At 45.7% G+C, this 15,394-nt stretch carries 16 protein-coding genes; 11 read left to right on the forward strand and 5 right to left on the reverse strand.

What is annotated here, in order from left to right; all coding sequences use genetic code 11:
- Positions 1–6: 6 nt before the first annotated feature.
- From HUU58_00630 to typA, 4 genes are all read right to left on the reverse strand, one after another.
- Positions 7–237 carry a KH domain-containing protein gene (locus HUU58_00630; GenBank protein NUN44159.1) on the reverse strand — a complete coding sequence of 77 codons (231 nt, stop codon included), beginning with the start codon at positions 235–237 and terminating at the stop codon, positions 7–9.
- Positions 238–282: 45 nt separating this feature from the next.
- Complete coding sequence (gene rpsP, locus HUU58_00635) at positions 283–669, reverse strand: 30S ribosomal protein S16 (protein ID NUN44160.1); 387 nt, start codon at positions 667–669, stop codon at positions 283–285.
- A 215-nt stretch (positions 670–884) separates the two neighbouring features.
- Positions 885–2,222 carry a signal recognition particle protein gene (ffh, locus tag HUU58_00640; GenBank protein NUN44161.1) on the reverse strand — a complete coding sequence of 446 codons (1,338 nt, stop codon included), beginning with the start codon at positions 2,220–2,222 and terminating at the stop codon, positions 885–887.
- A 22-nt stretch (positions 2,223–2,244) separates the two neighbouring features.
- Positions 2,245–4,068 carry a translational GTPase TypA gene (typA, locus tag HUU58_00645; protein ID NUN44162.1) on the reverse strand — a complete coding sequence of 608 codons (1,824 nt, stop codon included), beginning with the start codon at positions 4,066–4,068 and terminating at the stop codon, positions 2,245–2,247.
- Between the two features lie 491 nt (positions 4,069–4,559).
- On the opposite strand from typA, the gene HUU58_00650 reads away from it, so the two are divergent.
- From HUU58_00650 to HUU58_00700, 11 genes are all read left to right on the forward strand, one after another.
- Entirely contained in the window at positions 4,560–5,306 is a 747-nt protein-coding gene (locus HUU58_00650; protein ID NUN44163.1) for an acyl-CoA desaturase, read from the forward strand.
- 10 nt (positions 5,307–5,316) lie between these two features.
- Positions 5,317–5,667 (forward strand): DUF1475 family protein, encoded by a 351-nt coding sequence (locus HUU58_00655; GenBank protein ID NUN44164.1) that lies wholly within the window; start codon positions 5,317–5,319, stop codon positions 5,665–5,667.
- A gap of 15 nt (positions 5,668–5,682) precedes the next feature.
- Positions 5,683–6,462, forward strand: a complete 780-nt coding sequence (locus HUU58_00660; GenBank protein NUN44165.1) for a DUF1295 domain-containing protein — start codon at positions 5,683–5,685, stop codon at positions 6,460–6,462.
- A 21-nt stretch (positions 6,463–6,483) separates the two neighbouring features.
- Entirely contained in the window at positions 6,484–7,512 is a 1,029-nt protein-coding gene (locus tag HUU58_00665; protein NUN44166.1) for a class I SAM-dependent methyltransferase, read from the forward strand.
- Complete coding sequence (locus tag HUU58_00670; protein ID NUN44167.1) at positions 7,509–8,234, forward strand: hypothetical protein; 726 nt, start codon at positions 7,509–7,511, stop codon at positions 8,232–8,234. The genes HUU58_00665 and HUU58_00670 overlap by 4 nt, the downstream gene beginning before the upstream one ends.
- Positions 8,235–8,257: 23 nt before the next feature.
- Complete coding sequence (locus tag HUU58_00675; GenBank protein NUN44168.1) at positions 8,258–9,523, forward strand: FAD-dependent oxidoreductase; 1,266 nt, start codon at positions 8,258–8,260, stop codon at positions 9,521–9,523.
- Positions 9,520–10,323: a DUF1365 domain-containing protein gene (locus HUU58_00680; GenBank protein ID NUN44169.1), complete on the forward strand. Its 804-nt coding sequence runs from the start codon at positions 9,520–9,522 to the stop codon at positions 10,321–10,323. The genes HUU58_00675 and HUU58_00680 overlap by 4 nt, the downstream gene beginning before the upstream one ends.
- A 13-nt stretch (positions 10,324–10,336) precedes the next feature.
- Positions 10,337–11,551 (forward strand): class I SAM-dependent methyltransferase, encoded by a 1,215-nt coding sequence (locus HUU58_00685; GenBank protein NUN44170.1) that lies wholly within the window; start codon positions 10,337–10,339, stop codon positions 11,549–11,551.
- Positions 11,548–12,027, forward strand: a complete 480-nt coding sequence (locus tag HUU58_00690; protein ID NUN44171.1) for a DUF2062 domain-containing protein — start codon at positions 11,548–11,550, stop codon at positions 12,025–12,027. The genes HUU58_00685 and HUU58_00690 overlap by 4 nt, the downstream gene beginning before the upstream one ends.
- A 100-nt stretch (positions 12,028–12,127) precedes the next feature.
- Positions 12,128–14,110 carry a GWxTD domain-containing protein gene (locus tag HUU58_00695; protein ID NUN44172.1) on the forward strand — a complete coding sequence of 661 codons (1,983 nt, stop codon included), beginning with the start codon at positions 12,128–12,130 and terminating at the stop codon, positions 14,108–14,110.
- Entirely contained in the window at positions 14,107–14,385 is a 279-nt protein-coding gene (locus HUU58_00700) for a glutaredoxin family protein (protein NUN44173.1), read from the forward strand. Before HUU58_00695 ends, HUU58_00700 begins: the two co-directional genes overlap by 4 nt.
- Before the next feature lies 1 nt (position 14,386).
- Here HUU58_00700 and HUU58_00705 read toward each other — a convergent pair whose 3' ends face one another.
- A complete protein-coding gene (locus tag HUU58_00705; GenBank protein ID NUN44174.1) occupies positions 14,387–15,355 on the reverse strand; it encodes an Inward rectifier potassium channel Irk in 969 nt (322 codons plus the stop codon).
- Positions 15,356–15,394 lie beyond the last annotated feature (39 nt).

Below are 15,394 nucleotides of genomic sequence, written 5' to 3' on the forward strand. Positions count from 1 at the left end.
GTACAGTTACTCCAGGATCTCCAGCACGGCGCGTTTACCGGCGCGTGCCGAAGCGGCCGCGAGCAGAGTTCGTAAGGCTTTGGCGTTTTGTCCGCGTTTGCCGATCACTTTGCCCAGGTCGCCTTGGCCTACCTTGAGTTCGTAAACGACTACACGTTCACCATCCACCTCTTTGACTTCGACTTCATCGGGTTTATCAACCAGGTGTTTGACAACAAATTCAATGAAGCTCTGCATCGTCATTCCTCCTTAGAAGTTAGTTGCAGACCAGTCCTGTATGAATTAAGCCGCAGATCCTTCAGAAGCTTTTTCAGTTTTTTTCTTCACCGCTTTTGTACGTTTGGCACGTTTTTCCGCGGCTTTTTTAGCTTGATTGGCTTTCCACTTTTCCATTTCGGCGTTGACTTCTTCGACGGAAAGACCTTTCGCCGTCAGGCGCCAGCGGTGCAGAATACCCGCACTGCGGAATAATGTCTTTACCGTATCCGAAGGTTGTGCACCATCCGTAAGCCATTTCAGCGCTTTCTTCTCGTCAATCGTGATTTGCGGCGGAGTCGTCAGCGGATTATAACTGCCGATACGTTCGATATAATCACCGTCGCGTTTACGCGTGCTGTGCGCCGCTACAATACGATAAAACGGTTGATGGGCTTTGCCCCCGCGCTGCATTCTGATCTTAACCAAGGTATTTTACCTCCAATTCGATGTACGTTAATTTTATATATAAACTACTAAACTTTTTATACTTAACACATTTTTCACTTTAGCGCACATCATAAAAAAAACAAAGGATTAACGCAAGATTTTTTTTGTTCAGATATCAATGCGCTATTTCCATTCCTACAGACGTGTACGCCGTGTTACAACTCATCTATTCTCAAACCCTATCGCCCCATTTGCGACATCATATTCATCACTTCAGCCGGATTCATTTTTCCGATCTTTTTCATCATGCGTTTCATATCATCAAATTGTTTAAGCAGACGGTTCACTTCCTGTACCGAAGTGCCGCTGCCGCGGGCAATACGCAAACGGCGGCGCCCGTCCAGCATCTGCGGACGTTCGCGTTCTTTGGGGGTCATGGAAGAAATAATCGCCTCCATGCGAACCAAAACTTTATCGTCCATCTGCATGCCTTTGATTTTGCTGCCGACACCCGGTATCATCGAAAGAATAGATTCCAGCGAACCGAGTTTTTTGATCTGCCCGAGTTGCGTCGAAAAATCGGCGAGCGTAAACTCGTTTTTCATCATCTTCTCGTGCATCTTCTGGGCCTGCTCTTGATCAATCGTCTCTTGCGCTTTTTCCACGAGACTGACGATGTCGCCCATACCCAAAATACGCGACGCCATGCGATCCGGATAAAATTCTTCCAGCGCATCCATTTTTTCGCCGGTACCGATAAATTTGATCGGTTTTCCCGTAATACTGCGTATAGATAATGCCGCACCGCCGCGCGCATCACCGTCCAACTTGGTCAGTACTACACCGTCAAAATCCAATCGTTTGACAAACTCGGCCGCGGTATTAACGGCGTCTTGTCCGGTCATACCGTCGGCAACAAATAAAATTTCGTTAGGCTGCGTTTTAACTTTGATCTGTTCGAGCTCCGTCATCAATGCATCATCAATATGCAAACGACCGGCCGTATCGAGTACGATCAGATCACGCCCGTGTTGCCGTGCATAGGTCACCGCATCAAAACAGATTTTGACCGGATCAAGGGAACCCGCTTCGTCGGGAGAAAATGTCGGAATATCGAGCGTTTTGCCAAGGGTGCGCAACTGATCGGCCGCAGCCGGACGATATACGTCCGCCGCCACCAGCATGGGCTTACGACCTTTTTTTCTCAGATAGTTTGCTAATTTGCCGGAAAACGTCGTCTTACCGGAACCTTGCAAACCGACGACCATCACTACTGTCGGGGGAATGCCTGCGTGTTTGAGCGGCGCGTGTTCGTGCCCGAGTGTCTCGACCAGTTCATCATACACGATCTTGACGAGCTGATCACCCGGCGAAACGCTGCGCAACACTTCCTGTCCGAGCGCTTTGGCCGTGGCTTTATCAATAAAGTCTTTGACTACTTTAAAATTGACGTCGGCTTCCAAAAGCGCCATACGAATTTCGCGCAACGCTTCCTGGATATTCTTTTCATTGATAACGCCGCGCCCGGCAAGACGCTTGAAAGCACCTTCTATTTTGGCCGAAAGATCATTGAACATATTTTATCCTGTAGTCTGATCCTTAATCTTTTTTCTTACGCTCTTCACGACGACGATCCGATTCTTTGAGTACTTTTTTACGAAGACGGAATGTTTTAGGCGTAATTTCAACCAATTCGTCATCATTAATGAACTCAATATAATCTTCCAAACTCATCGGACGCACCGGTTCCAATCGAACCGCATCATCCGAACCGGAAGCACGCATGTTGGTCAGTTTTTTTCCTTTTCCAACATTCACGACAAGATCGTTTTCACGGGAATGTTTACCGATGATCATTCCTTCGTAAACCGGTGTCTGAGGATCCACGATCAATTCACCGCGTTCCTGCAAACCAAACAATGCATACGCTACGGTTTCCGTTTGTTCCATCGAGATCAAAACACCGTTTAAGCGTCCGCCGATATCGCCTTTGTACGGCGCGTAGTCGTGAAAAATATGATTGAGTACGCCGGTTCCGCGGGTATCGGTGAGAAATTCACCGCGATATCCGATCAATCCGCGCGCCGGAATAACAAATTCGATTTTCACCTGTTTATTGTCCAAGTGAATCAGGTTTTTCATCTCGGCTTTACGCTTACCCAATTTTTCGATCACGACACCCATATACTCTTCTGGTACGTCAATGATCAGATATTCCATCGGCTCCAGTAATTGGCCGTCGACGCGTTTCATGATCACTTCGGGACGCGACACTTGAAATTCAAATCCTTCACGCCGCATATTTTCGATAAGAATACAAAGGTGCAGTTCACCGCGTCCGGATACTTTGAACGTATCCATACTTTCGGTATCTTCGACGCGCAATGCGAGATTCGACAATAATTCTTTATACAAACGTTCGCGTAAATGGCGTGACGTTACAAATTTTCCGTCTTGCCCTGCGAAGGGTGAATTATTGACGATAAAATTCATAGCAATCGTAGGTTCATCCACGTGTATCGGTTCCAGTGCTTCCGGATTATTGTAATCCGCGATCGTTTCACCGATCTGAATTTCCTCCATACCCGCCATGGCTACGATTTCACCGGAGTAGGCGCTTTCCGTTTCCGTACGTTTCAAGCCTTCATAGGCGAAAAGCTTCACCACACGGCTATTGTAGCGCGTACCGTCTTTTTTCATAACGGCCACATTTTGGCCGGTTTTGATTTCGCCCCGCTGAATGCGACCGATAGCAATCCGTCCGAGATAATCGGAATAGTCTATATTGGCTACCAGCATTTGAAACGCCGCTTCCCGTTCGCCCGGCGGACTCGGGATACGTTCGAGGATCGTATCGAACAGGGGCACCATGTCGCTATTGGCCTGATCAATTTCATACTGCGCAAATCCCATCTTAGCTGACGCGTAGATGGTGGCGAAGTCCAACTGCTCGTCGTTGGCGTTGAGTTCGAGAAAAAGATTAAATACTTCGTCGAGCACTTCGTGCGGCCGCGCACCAGGGCGGTCAATTTTATTGATCACGACGATCGGTGTACAGTTGGAAGCGAGAGCTTTTTTGAGTACAAATTTGGTTTGCGGCATAGGCCCGTCAAACGCATCCACTAGTAGCAATACGCCATCCACCATGGTCATGATACGTTCCACTTCACCGCCAAAGTCGGCGTGACCGGGTGTATCCACGATATTGATTTTTGCGCCTTTGTAACGAATCGACGTGTTTTTAGCTAAAATGGTAATGCCGCGTTCACGTTCGAGATCGTTGGAGTCCATCACGCGTTCGGCGACCTGTTGATTTTCGCGAAACGTGCCGCTTTGGCGCAAGAGCTGATCCACCAAGGTTGTTTTGCCGTGATCAACGTGGGCTATGATAGCTACATTGCGAATGTCCGTTCGGCGCTTCATGGAAGGGGTACTCCCCTTTTTTTCTTCAGAAATCACATCTTCGATCATAAGACTCCAGGATATTTATCAAAAACAAAAACAATAAATTACGTGTTTATTCAAAGGCGCGGCAATATATTTATCCGACCCTGCAAAAACAAGTACTTTTATAGCAAAATCCAATCATTACGAATGCACGGCAAAACTTTTAAATTAGATTAGAATCTTTTTATCCTTTTTTTATTTTTATGTGCTACACTGTAGCATAACGTGCGCATTTAATGCCGCACGTACCGTGGCGGCGCTTTTAAGTCGCACATCAAATTGTTTATGTATTAGTATGTAAAATAAAACAAATAATTTTTAAAATATTATATAACAATCAAATATGGCTAATAAATACTAATAAAATAGTACTATTTTCTACTTGACAATAGTTTTATTTTGTTTAACATTTAGTTGTCCATATTAAACATTTTAACGCTACTATTTAAACGCGAGGAAGATGTCGTATGGAAATTGCGATTTTTTTTGCAGGACATTGGTTCACGTCCTTGTTTTCCCAAAGTTTCTTTTTACACCGTTATTCGGCTCACAAGATGTTTAATATGAACGCGTTTTGGGAAAGGTTCTTTTATTTTTTCACGTTTCTGACGCAAGGATCGTCGTTTCTCAACCCGCGTGCATACGCCGTGATGCATCGAATGCACCACGCTTTCAGTGATACCGAAAAAGATCCGCATTCACCGCATTTTTTTAAGGATGTGTTTCGCCTGATGTGGCATACCAAAAAAGTTTATTTTGACCTGTTGACGGGAAAAACTATTCCCGAACAACAATTTGACGGCGATACGCCGCGCTGGGGTTGGCTTGATGCGATGTCCAATGCCTGGGTCGTGCGCGTCGCGTGGGGTGTAGGATACTTTATTTTTTATTATTTTTTCGTCCCGGAAGGATATACCTGGCTATACGCCCTTTTACCACTGCATTTTTTGATGGGACCGATACACGGCGCGATTGTCAACTGGTGCGGACATAAGTACGGATATGCTAATTTTGACAATCGTGATAAATCGAAAAATTCACTCGTCTGGGACTTTATGTTGCTGGGCGAATTATTTCAAAATAATCATCATAAATACCCTAACCGGCCTAATTTTGCCGTGCGTTGGTTCGAATTGGATCCGACCTATCCGATTATGAAGGTTTTGGATTGGATGCGAATCATACGTATACGCCGCAAATCCAACGCCGCGTAGAAAGAGAACCATGCTTACTTTTCTGAAAATCCTATTCAGCGTTATTTTTGCGGGCATGATCGCCGTCGTGGTTACTACCAGCTACGAAAGTAATCTATTTACTCTGATCGCTACCTGGGATCCCGCGAATTCTATGGCCCCGTGGTTTTCGGCCACGCTGTGGGATTTTTATGCTAATGTCGTTTTTATTTTTGTGTGGGTTGCATATAAAGAAAACAATGTTCTTCGCAGTATTGTGTGGTTGATCTTGCTGGTTACTCTCGGAAGCATCGCCACGGCACTGTACGCATTGATTCAGCTTTTCAAACTGCAAACCGGGCAAACTATACGTGATTTTTTTACGGCACAAAACGCAGCATAAGCGCAGAAAAGACGCATGGTACATGATTTTTGGAACTATCAGCTGATCGCGCTGATCGTCATGATTTTAATTATGACGATTGTTTGGATTATCCATCTGATTATCCGGCGCGCCGATATTGTTGATATCGCTTGGGCATACAGCCTGTCGATATTGGCTGGAATGTTTGCCTTGTTATCACCGCACGAAGGTTTGCGCCCTGTTCTGATGGCCGTGCTTGTCGGGATTTGGGGTTTACGACTTGGTACGCACCTCTTGTTGCGTATCGCGGGTCATGAGGAAGACGGCCGCTATCAACAAATGCGTCGCGAAGGAAAAGGAGCATTGGATTTTTTTTGGTTTTTTCAATTTCAAGCCCTGCTCAATGTCATACTCTGTATTCCGTTTTCATTCGTTGCACTCAACCCCGTCAACCGCCTCGGCTTTTTTGAATACGCAGGTTTGAGTATCGGCGTTATTGCGATTATCGGTGAATCGCTCGCGGATGCGCAACTCCGTCGTTTCAAGGCGCGTACCGGCACCCGCGGCCAAGTCTGTCGCGATGGATTATGGAAGTATTCACGCCATCCTAATTATTTTTTCGAATGGTTGATATGGGTGGCCCTTTTTGTTTTCGCCTGCGGCTCACCGCTCGGGTGGATTTCCTTTATCGGCCCTTTATTGATGCTGTATTTTCTTTTTAAAGTCACCGGTATTCCGGCTACGGAAGCGCAAGCATTGCGTTCCAAAGGCCTCGCATATGCAGAGTATCAACGCACCACCAGCGCGTTCGTACCGTGGGTCAATAAACAATAACAAAATATACAAAACTACGACATGATTCATACCCTACTTAAAAACGACCTCATTCCGGATGCATTCATTCGTTACGGTATTCGCAGACTATTACGTCAGCGTTTGTTTGAAGAAAAGAAACCGACGATCGAACTCCAATGGCAGCACTGGAAAAACTATATCAATATGCTCAAAGAAAGCCCTATCGCCATTGATACCAAGGCCGCGAATGAGCAACATTACGAGGTGCCAACCCGTTTTTTTCAGCTCGTACTGGGACGGCATCTGAAATACAGTTCCGGCTATTGGCAAGAAGGTGTCACGGAATTGGATCGCGCCGAAAAAGACATGCTGGCCTTAACTTGTAGCCGAGCCGATCTGCGTGACGGACAGGATATTTTGGAACTCGGATGCGGTTGGGGCTCCCTATCGCTTTATATGGCCGAACATTTTCCTCAAAGCCGCATCACCGCGGTTTCCAATTCCCGCACCCAAAAGGAATTTATTGATGCCACAGCACGGCAACGCGGGTTTAATAATCTGACGATCATCACCGCCGACATGAATCATTTTACGACCGATCAAAAATTTGATCGCGTGGTGTCTGTAGAAATGTTTGAACACATGCGCAATTACCGCACGCTTCTCGCCAAGGTCGCCCAGTTTATGAAAGACGATGCCCGGCTTTTTGTACATATCTTTACCCACCGGGAGTATGCCTATCTTTTCGAAGTGCGCGATGAAAGCGATTGGATGGCCAAATATTTTTTTACCGGCGGTCAGATGCCCGGTGATATGCTTTTTCATTATTTCAATGAAGATCTTCGCATTGAAGAACATTGGCGCGTATCGGGTTTGCATTACGCCAAAACATCCGAAGCGTGGCTGGCCAACATGGATCGCCACCGCAAGGAAATCATGCCGCTTTTGGAATCAACCTATGGCAGCAACAATGCGCGCATGTGGTGGGTGTACTGGCGAATATTTTTTATGGCCTGCGCCGAACTATGGCAGTACAACCAAGGTGACGAATGGTTAGTCAGTCATTACCGATTCAGGAAAAATATATGAACCTGAAACGATCCTATTACCTTTTGTTTGCGCTTTCGTCGGTCAGTTTGTCGGCCATAGTGTCGCCGACGGAAACGCCGACACTGCAACTTAAAACACCGGCATGGGATAACAAAAGCGGGACTCTGTTGTACACGGAGGAACGTAAACAATTTGACTCCGATGGAAAACCGGGACGATGGGAGTTTAATTATCAAAATCCCAAAGGACAAATCGTCGTTCAACGTTCAGTAAATTTTCAGCAAGACAAGCTCAAGCCTTCTTTTATACTTCGCGATTTACGCAACGGCTATAGTGAAGGCGCAGAAATCATCGGTAATAAAATCAAAGTTTTTAGCGGCGGTTCGCCGGACGATCCGTACCAGGAAAAAACAATCCGGGTTCCTGAACCGGCTGTGATTGATGCAGGATTCCATTTTTTCATCGAACAACATTGGCGTGCTTTACTGAACGGTGAAACTAAAACGTTTTATTTCGTTGCACCGAGCCAATTGGATTATTTTTCATTTCGCGTTTATAAATCCGGTGAAACTCAGACCGGAGGCCGCACCGCGTATCAGTTGACTATGGATATTGATAATTTTTTACTCCGTCTTTTCGTGGACCCGATACGACTTACATATGATCCGGAAAGCCGTAAACTGATCGGATACGAGGGCATTTCCAATATCTACAACGACGAAGGCAAAGCCCATCATGTACGCATGGAATTTGTTTATTAATTTCAATTCGGAGCGAGACTGATTTGGAACGGTTAGCTATTATAGGCACAGGCATTGCCGGAATGGGATGTGCTCATTTTTTAAATCACCGGTATGACATTACGATGTACGAACAAAACAACTACATCGGAGGACATACTCATACGGTCACCGTAGATGAAGAAGGTTCGCCTGTTTTTATTGATACCGGCTTTATGGTTTTTAACTTGGTTACGTATCCTAACTTAGTGCGACTCTTTAAAGAACTGGGCGTAGACTATAAGCCGACTTCCATGTCTTTTAGTGTTCAGCATGTACCCAGCAAATTAGAATTTAACGGATCCGGCCTTAACGAATTATTTGCGCAACGTAAAAATTTGTTTAACCCGCCCTATATCCGCATGCTTTTGGAAATAAATCGTTTTAACAATACGTGCCGTGAAGTGATCGAAAAATCGCAGTTCGCCGATTATACGCTCAAAGAATACGTTGAGGAAAAAGGATATAGTGACGATTTTTTGATGAAGTATCTCGTACCGATGAGTTCCGCAGTATGGTCTACCCCGCCGGATGCGATGCTTGGTTTTCCAGCCGCAGCGCTGGTTCGCTTTTTTGATAACCACGGTTTTCTCGGTTTACATACCCAACATCCATGGTACACACCGGTCAACGGGAGTCAACAATATCGGGAAAAGCTTATCGCACCTTTTAGGGATCGTATTTTTACGGATCGAGCCGCCGTGCACGTTCGTCGCGAGAATGGGAAAGTTTTCATTACGGATAAACGCGGCGACAAAGCTGCTTTTGATAAAGTCATTATAGCATCGCACGCCGACCAAGCGCTGGCCATGTTGGAGCAACCGTCGGAAGCCGAATATCGTTTGTTGAAAGAATTCAAATACCAAAAAAATATTACTACATTGCATACGGATGCATCCGGCATGCCGCGAACCCGCCGGGCCTGGGCTTCATGGAATTATCGAATGGATCAAAAACATGACGGTTCACTTGAGGCGCATACGATTTATTGGATGAATTCGCTCCAGCATGTATCCCAAAAAACAAATTATTTTGTTTCGATCAATGGCGCGGAACGCATTGCACCGGATCGCGTGATTCGCCGCATGACCTATGAGCACCCCGTTTTTTCAGTAGCCGCGATGAAAGCGCAATCCGAGCTCCCGACCCTCAACACCAAAGGACCGGTGTATTTTTGCGGGAGTTATTTTCGCTATGGATTTCATGAAGATGCGTTTATGTCCGCATTGGCATTGTGCCGTCAAATCACGGGAGAAGCGATTTGGTTATGAATTCATGCCTGTACCGATGCCGTGTCATGCATCACCGGATGGAACCGAAGCCGCATCGCTTTTTCTATAATATTTTCATGTTCTATCTGGATTTGGACGAATTGGACACACTATCCGATAAACTTACACTTTTCGGACATAATGCATTTGCAGTTTTCAATTTTAAAGACACCGATCATTTATTTTATAGCGGCACATCGCGACGTGAGCATATCACAACCTATCTGCGACAAAACGGCATTACTTCTCCGGTAGGTCGTATCATGTTGCTGACGCATGTTCGTATGTTGGGTTATGTATTCAATCCCGTGTCGTTTTATTTTATTTTCGATAATGACGACCAACCGATTTGCGCCATTCCGGAAGTTGGCAACACGTTTGGCGAAATGAAACCCTACTTGATTCGCCGCAGCATGGAATCGTCCCATACATTTTACCTGAAAACCACAAAATTTTTTTATGTCTCCCCATTTATTGATATGGATGCAGAGTTTGAATTTGACCTCACGTTGCCGGACGATCAGCTGATGATGCGTATCAATGATATTCAGAATAATCGCCGTTTTTTTGTCAGCACCTTATCCGGAAAACGACAGATACTAACCGATGCAAGATTGGCACTGTATCTTCTTCGGTTTCCACTCGTAACCTTGCAGGTGATATTTTTTATTCACTGGCAGGCATTTAGACTGTGGTTGAAAAAATTACATTATCATAAAAAAACGGATTTTCCCGACTTACAACGGGAGGTACATCATGCAGGAAGTTATGTTAACGCCATTGCCACAGAGCGCCGATAACACCAAAAAATTAATGCCGGGTTTTTACGAAAAACTGGTACTTCGTACGTTCGAAGGAATGCATCAAGGTTACATGCGCATCCATTTGCCGGACGGACGAATGTATACGTACGGTAATGCCAATGCCGAATTGCAGGCAACAATCCAAGTGCGCAGCAATAATTTTTTTAAGAAATGCGCTCTTTACGGTGATATCGGTTTCGGCGAAGCCTATGTGGATGGCGATTGGGACACCGACAGCGTTACCCGTGTGATTCGCTGGTTTTTGCTCAACGTCGAACAAGCGCCTACCATTTCCGGATCCAAGCGCCGCATCGTCACCGCTAATTTTCTCAAAGGGATAAATCGTTTATATCATCGGTTGCGGGAAAATACCGTCAAACTTGCGCGTAAGAATATTCAGGCTCATTACGATCTGAGCAATGAATTTTTCAAAACGTTTCTGGATGCTTCCATGACTTATTCAAGCGCGTATTTCCGTACGCCCGATATGTCGCTGGAAGCCGCACAAACGGAAAAATATGACCGTCTTTGCCGTCAGCTGAAACTCAAGCCGACGGATCACGTTCTCGAAATCGGTAGCGGCTGGGGCGGGTTTGCCTTGCATGCGGTCAAACACTACGGTTGTAAGATTACGACGATTACGATTTCAGAAGAACAGTATCATTATGCCCGCGCACGTTTTGCAGCCGAGGGATTTGCGGATCGGATTTCAATATTGTTTACGGACTATCGCAATGTCAGTGGTCAATTTGACAAAATCGTATCCATCGAAATGCTGGAGGCCGTAGGGCATCGCTATTTCAAAACTTACTTTGCAAAACTTCATGAAGTACTAAAACCCAATGGCCTTGTCGGCTTGCAAGTCATTATATGCCCCGATTCACGCTACACCGCATTGCGCAAAGGTGTGGACTGGATTCAAAAACATATTTTTCCCGGATCCTTGTTGCCATCCGTAGGTGTGCTCCATGAGGCCGCTCATCGCACCGGCGATCTTTCACTGGTTGATCTCAAACATCTTGGTCGTCATTATGCCCGCACATTGGCCACTTGGCGTGATCGCTTTAATCAGAATAACGAACTGGTACAGGCGCTGGGTTTTGATGAAAGTTTTCGACGGAAATGGAATTATTATCTTAGCTATTGCGAAGCGGCTTTCGAAGCGCGTAATATAGGTGTTGTACAAATGATATGGTCACGCCCCAATAATATGCTGGTTTCATGATCACCGATTTCTTTCGACGACGCCTTATTCAGCCGCTGATGGATTTGTTACGCCAAGGCCTTTCCGCCGAAAAACTTGCGCTGAGTGTCAGCCTCGGTTTTGTGTTGGGTATATTCCCTATGATCGGCGCCACGACCATTTTATGTTTGGTGATCGGAGCGCTTTTTCGTGTTAACCAACTGGCCATTCAAACGGTTAATTATTTTCTCTTTCCTGTACAAATCGCTTTTTATATTCCTTTTTTTCAGATGGGTGCTTGGCTTTTCGGATACGATCATTTTCCTTTCACGTTTGAAGAGATCGCAACCATGCTCAGCCGTAATCCATGGCAAGCCATCGTATCCCTATGGTGGGCCAATCTGCGTGCTATAACGGCATGGCTTCTTACGGCGCCGCTTTTAGGCGGAATACTCTATCTGATTTTAGTTCCCGTTTTCAAACCTATCACAGCGCGTTTCTTTCCGGACAAGGCTTGAATTCCAAAACTCAGCAATGTATCTTCATCGGATAGCCGGAATAACTTGATTACGTTTTTCGTTGTAGTATCATAATCCTTTTTTTGAAAGCTATAGACGCATGGCACCGCTGCGTAGGATGATCCTTACGTTGTTCTATCCGCTTGCTTTTATACTGGCGAGTAATAACGGCGGGAATCCACTTGTAGATTCTCTTTCGAGCATTTCGCCCGAATCACCATACTATTCCACGGCTATGGTACGCCTGTCTGAAATTCTCATGACGGAAAACACCGTGTTATCCCGACGTGCCGCGGAGGAGGCTATGCGCAATGCTATACGCACATCGCCCGACGATCCGTGGCACTATGTACGTTTAAGCAAAATACAATTTGAACGCAGTTTTTACCGTTCTGCGTTTGCCGCCTGCGATGATGCGATCCGGGTCAATCAATCTAAACCAGTGCCTTATCATGATGTTTTTTCCGAAGCCTATTACTACAAAGGCCTGATCAAAGAACGGCAAGCGCTCAAATACAAAGATATGATCAGCCCCGTTAACGAAGATTTCAGCATTTCTTTATCCAATTTCGGTTACGAAGATATGTTGGAATCAGCGCGATACTACGAAAAAGCGCTGGAATATAATGGCACACATCGGGACGCCCTTTTTCATCTGGGGTTGTTGTATTATGAAATTCGTGCGTTTGATAAAATGTCGGCTTTGTTTGAAAAAATCATTCAGTATAAGCCGGAAGACAAAGATGCCTTGATGTTTTTGGGGCTGGCTTATTATCACCGCGGCGATTTTGCACAAAGCCACACCTACTACCAACGCGCCATGCATGCGATGTCGCCGGAAGAGGCTTCGCGTGTTAATCATATCGGACATATCATACCCCGAGACGATAAAGAAAGCTATTTGTCCCGCGCCGGAAGCCCTACGCAATCATCAGCTTATGCGGCACAGTTTTGGCGGAAGCGTGATCCCCTGTTGTCGTCGGATTACAATGAACGTATGTTGGAACATTATAATCGAATGGCGTACGTCAATCTTCGTTTTGGAATACCGCGACAGAATATCATGGGTTGGGAAACAGAACGGGGTATGATCTACATTCGGTACGGCAAACCCTCGCAATGGGTGCGCACACAACCGGACGAAAAAATGCTGGGCGGTACCGAAATATGGTATTATCCGAGGTTCTCATTTCGTTTTGAGGATCATTACAGCAGCGGAAAATTTTTGCTGGATAATCCCTCACTGCTCGCATCGGAATCGGCCTATAACGAGCATTCGGAAGATTACGTATTTCCGGCCGAACGTTTATTCCCTGTGACGGCCAGAGTGTATCAATTCAAATCCCAATCCGGTCTCAACAAAATACGCGTGTATTATTCCGCCCTGATCAAGTCCATGGACCCCGATTATGAGACCTACGGTCCGACCGGCAAAACACAAACCGGTTTTTTTATCACAGATTCCGAGCGAAACATTTTATCTAAAACCATGGATACTTCGCTCGTTGAACCGAAAGAAACCCGGGATGCGCATGTATATAAAACGACCACGATGGAGACCTTCATACAAAGTAAAGAGCCCGTGCAGTGGTCTCTCGAATTAAAATCTTTGGGTGAATTTCGTTATGCGATGGCCGGCGATTCGTTGACCCTCCGAAGTTTTTCGTCACGCACTTTGGATATGAGCGATGTTGTTTTGGCCGATTATGTTGACGAAAATAAACCTTATGCCGTTTTTGCCAATACCCAAGGTGTTTTGCAGGCAGACAAACCCCTATACTTTTTTGCCGAAGTGTACAACCTTACTTTAGAAAAAGATCAAAGCCGTTTTGTCGTGGAAGCCGGATTAGCGCCGCATGCGACGGGTGGCATACGAACCTTTTTGCAAAAAATTTTCGGAAACACCGATGCCTTGGTGTATTCGACGTTTGAACAAACCGGCACGTCCCGTGATGATACCGTTACCTTTGCGCTCAATGTCAGTGAGGTACCGCCGGGAAACTATGATGCCGTTGTACGTATAAGGGATTTGATTTCCGGGCATACCACCGAACAGAAAACATCTATCAGGATCGTACGATGAAATGGTTAGGATGGTTTCATAAACCCAAATCAGCTATTTCCGTTGAAATTTTTAGCAAATCGGATTGTCATTTATGCGATGAGATATCCGATGCGTTTCATGGTCTGCAAAATGAATTCCCCATGACCATAAAATACACCGATATTACTTCCGATGAAACCTTGTTTGAAAAATACCGCTACGATATTCCCGTAGTATTTGTCAATGGCCGCAAAGCATTCAAGTATCGCGCAACAACCGATGCGATACGAAAACGTTTGCGCAGAGAGATATAAACTAAGCCGCGGTCTCTTTTACGTTATGCAAGCGTTCAAAAATCCCCACTTTATCCAAATGGAGCACCGTTGCCGTTCCATCCGGTGATGGCGCAAACATCGGCAAAAAACGTGCATTCCATTCGAAGTCGGCATGCAAATAAGAACGCCGTGCACTCGCGATTTGCATGGAAGTTTCCTCCGTGCCTTTGAGCGATACGATGAGTTCGGCCTCACCTTGCATCAAATCGGCAGGCGTCAAACCATTCAAAGGACTTTCAGCGTTCAACGGATGTACGACAGTCCAGTTGAGCGGAAGAAAGTTGACCGTGGAACGCTCCAAATTCAGATTAAAAAATTTACGCGTCGGTGCTCCCGATTCATCCAATACCATTGAAAACATCATATTGACTTCAACATCCATCAGCTGTGTGTCTTTGGAATTGGCCAGCCGCATCATGACCGCCTGTCCGTCGCGATACGGAGCGATCAAAACTTTATCGCTCCAAACGATTTTGGCGTCCGGTCTGGAAAAACGAGCATAAAGTAACCCGGTCGCAAGAGCAAAACAGAGTAGCCCGATCAATGCCTCCGCCGAAGCGACAATATTGGCTGCAACGCCTGTGGGATTGACGCGCCCGTAACCCACTGTCGTAAGAGTCTGTGCGCTAAAGAAAAAATCTTCGATATATTCACTGGCTGTATCAGAGGACAATAAGCCTGAAAAATGTTCCCGGCCGATCACAAAATATACCGACGCAAACACAAGGTTAATCGCAGTATAGATACCAAAGATAACGGCAAAAAATCGCCCCCAACTCATAGTTAGTAACGCATTGAGATAACTAAAACGATCCGCAAAGGATGCGCCGCGTTTGATCACATTAAATCGCCCGTCGGCATTCATCAGACGTTTGCCCTGATTATTGATCGTGCTGCTAAAACCGGAATCGTTGTAATCTTTGATCGTACGCGCAAGTTTCGTGAGCATAGGTTTTTCTGCCAATTCGTAGGTGAATTAAAAAGTAAT

This window comes from bacterium (assembly GCA_013360215.1).
Taxonomy (GTDB): Bacteria; CLD3; CLD3; order SB21; family SB21; genus JABWCP01.

Coding starts and splice junctions, on each gene's coding strand:
- HUU58_00685 (NUN44170.1), top strand. CDS start 10,337: ATGCCGGGTTTTTACGAAAAACTGGTACTTCGTACGTTCGAAGGAATG.
- HUU58_00650 (NUN44163.1), top strand. CDS start 4,560: ATGGAAATTGCGATTTTTTTTGCAGGACATTGGTTCACGTCCTTGTTT.
- HUU58_00655 (NUN44164.1), top strand. CDS start 5,317: ATGCTTACTTTTCTGAAAATCCTATTCAGCGTTATTTTTGCGGGCATG.
- HUU58_00700 (NUN44173.1), top strand. CDS start 14,107: ATGAAATGGTTAGGATGGTTTCATAAACCCAAATCAGCTATTTCCGTT.
- rpsP (NUN44160.1), bottom strand. CDS start 669: ATGCAGCGCGGGGGCAAAGCCCATCAACCGTTTTATCGTATTGTAGCG.
- HUU58_00705 (NUN44174.1), bottom strand. CDS start 15,355: ATGCTCACGAAACTTGCGCGTACGATCAAAGATTACAACGATTCCGGT.
- HUU58_00665 (NUN44166.1), top strand. CDS start 6,484: ATGATTCATACCCTACTTAAAAACGACCTCATTCCGGATGCATTCATT.
- HUU58_00690 (NUN44171.1), top strand. CDS start 11,548: ATGATCACCGATTTCTTTCGACGACGCCTTATTCAGCCGCTGATGGAT.
- HUU58_00695 (NUN44172.1), top strand. CDS start 12,128: ATGGCACCGCTGCGTAGGATGATCCTTACGTTGTTCTATCCGCTTGCT.
- HUU58_00670 (NUN44167.1), top strand. CDS start 7,509: ATGAACCTGAAACGATCCTATTACCTTTTGTTTGCGCTTTCGTCGGTC.
- HUU58_00630 (NUN44159.1), bottom strand. CDS start 237: ATGCAGAGCTTCATTGAATTTGTTGTCAAACACCTGGTTGATAAACCC.
- HUU58_00680 (NUN44169.1), top strand. CDS start 9,520: ATGAATTCATGCCTGTACCGATGCCGTGTCATGCATCACCGGATGGAA.
- ffh (NUN44161.1), bottom strand. CDS start 2,222: ATGTTCAATGATCTTTCGGCCAAAATAGAAGGTGCTTTCAAGCGTCTT.
- typA (NUN44162.1), bottom strand. CDS start 4,068: ATGAAGCGCCGAACGGACATTCGCAATGTAGCTATCATAGCCCACGTT.
- HUU58_00660 (NUN44165.1), top strand. CDS start 5,683: ATGGTACATGATTTTTGGAACTATCAGCTGATCGCGCTGATCGTCATG.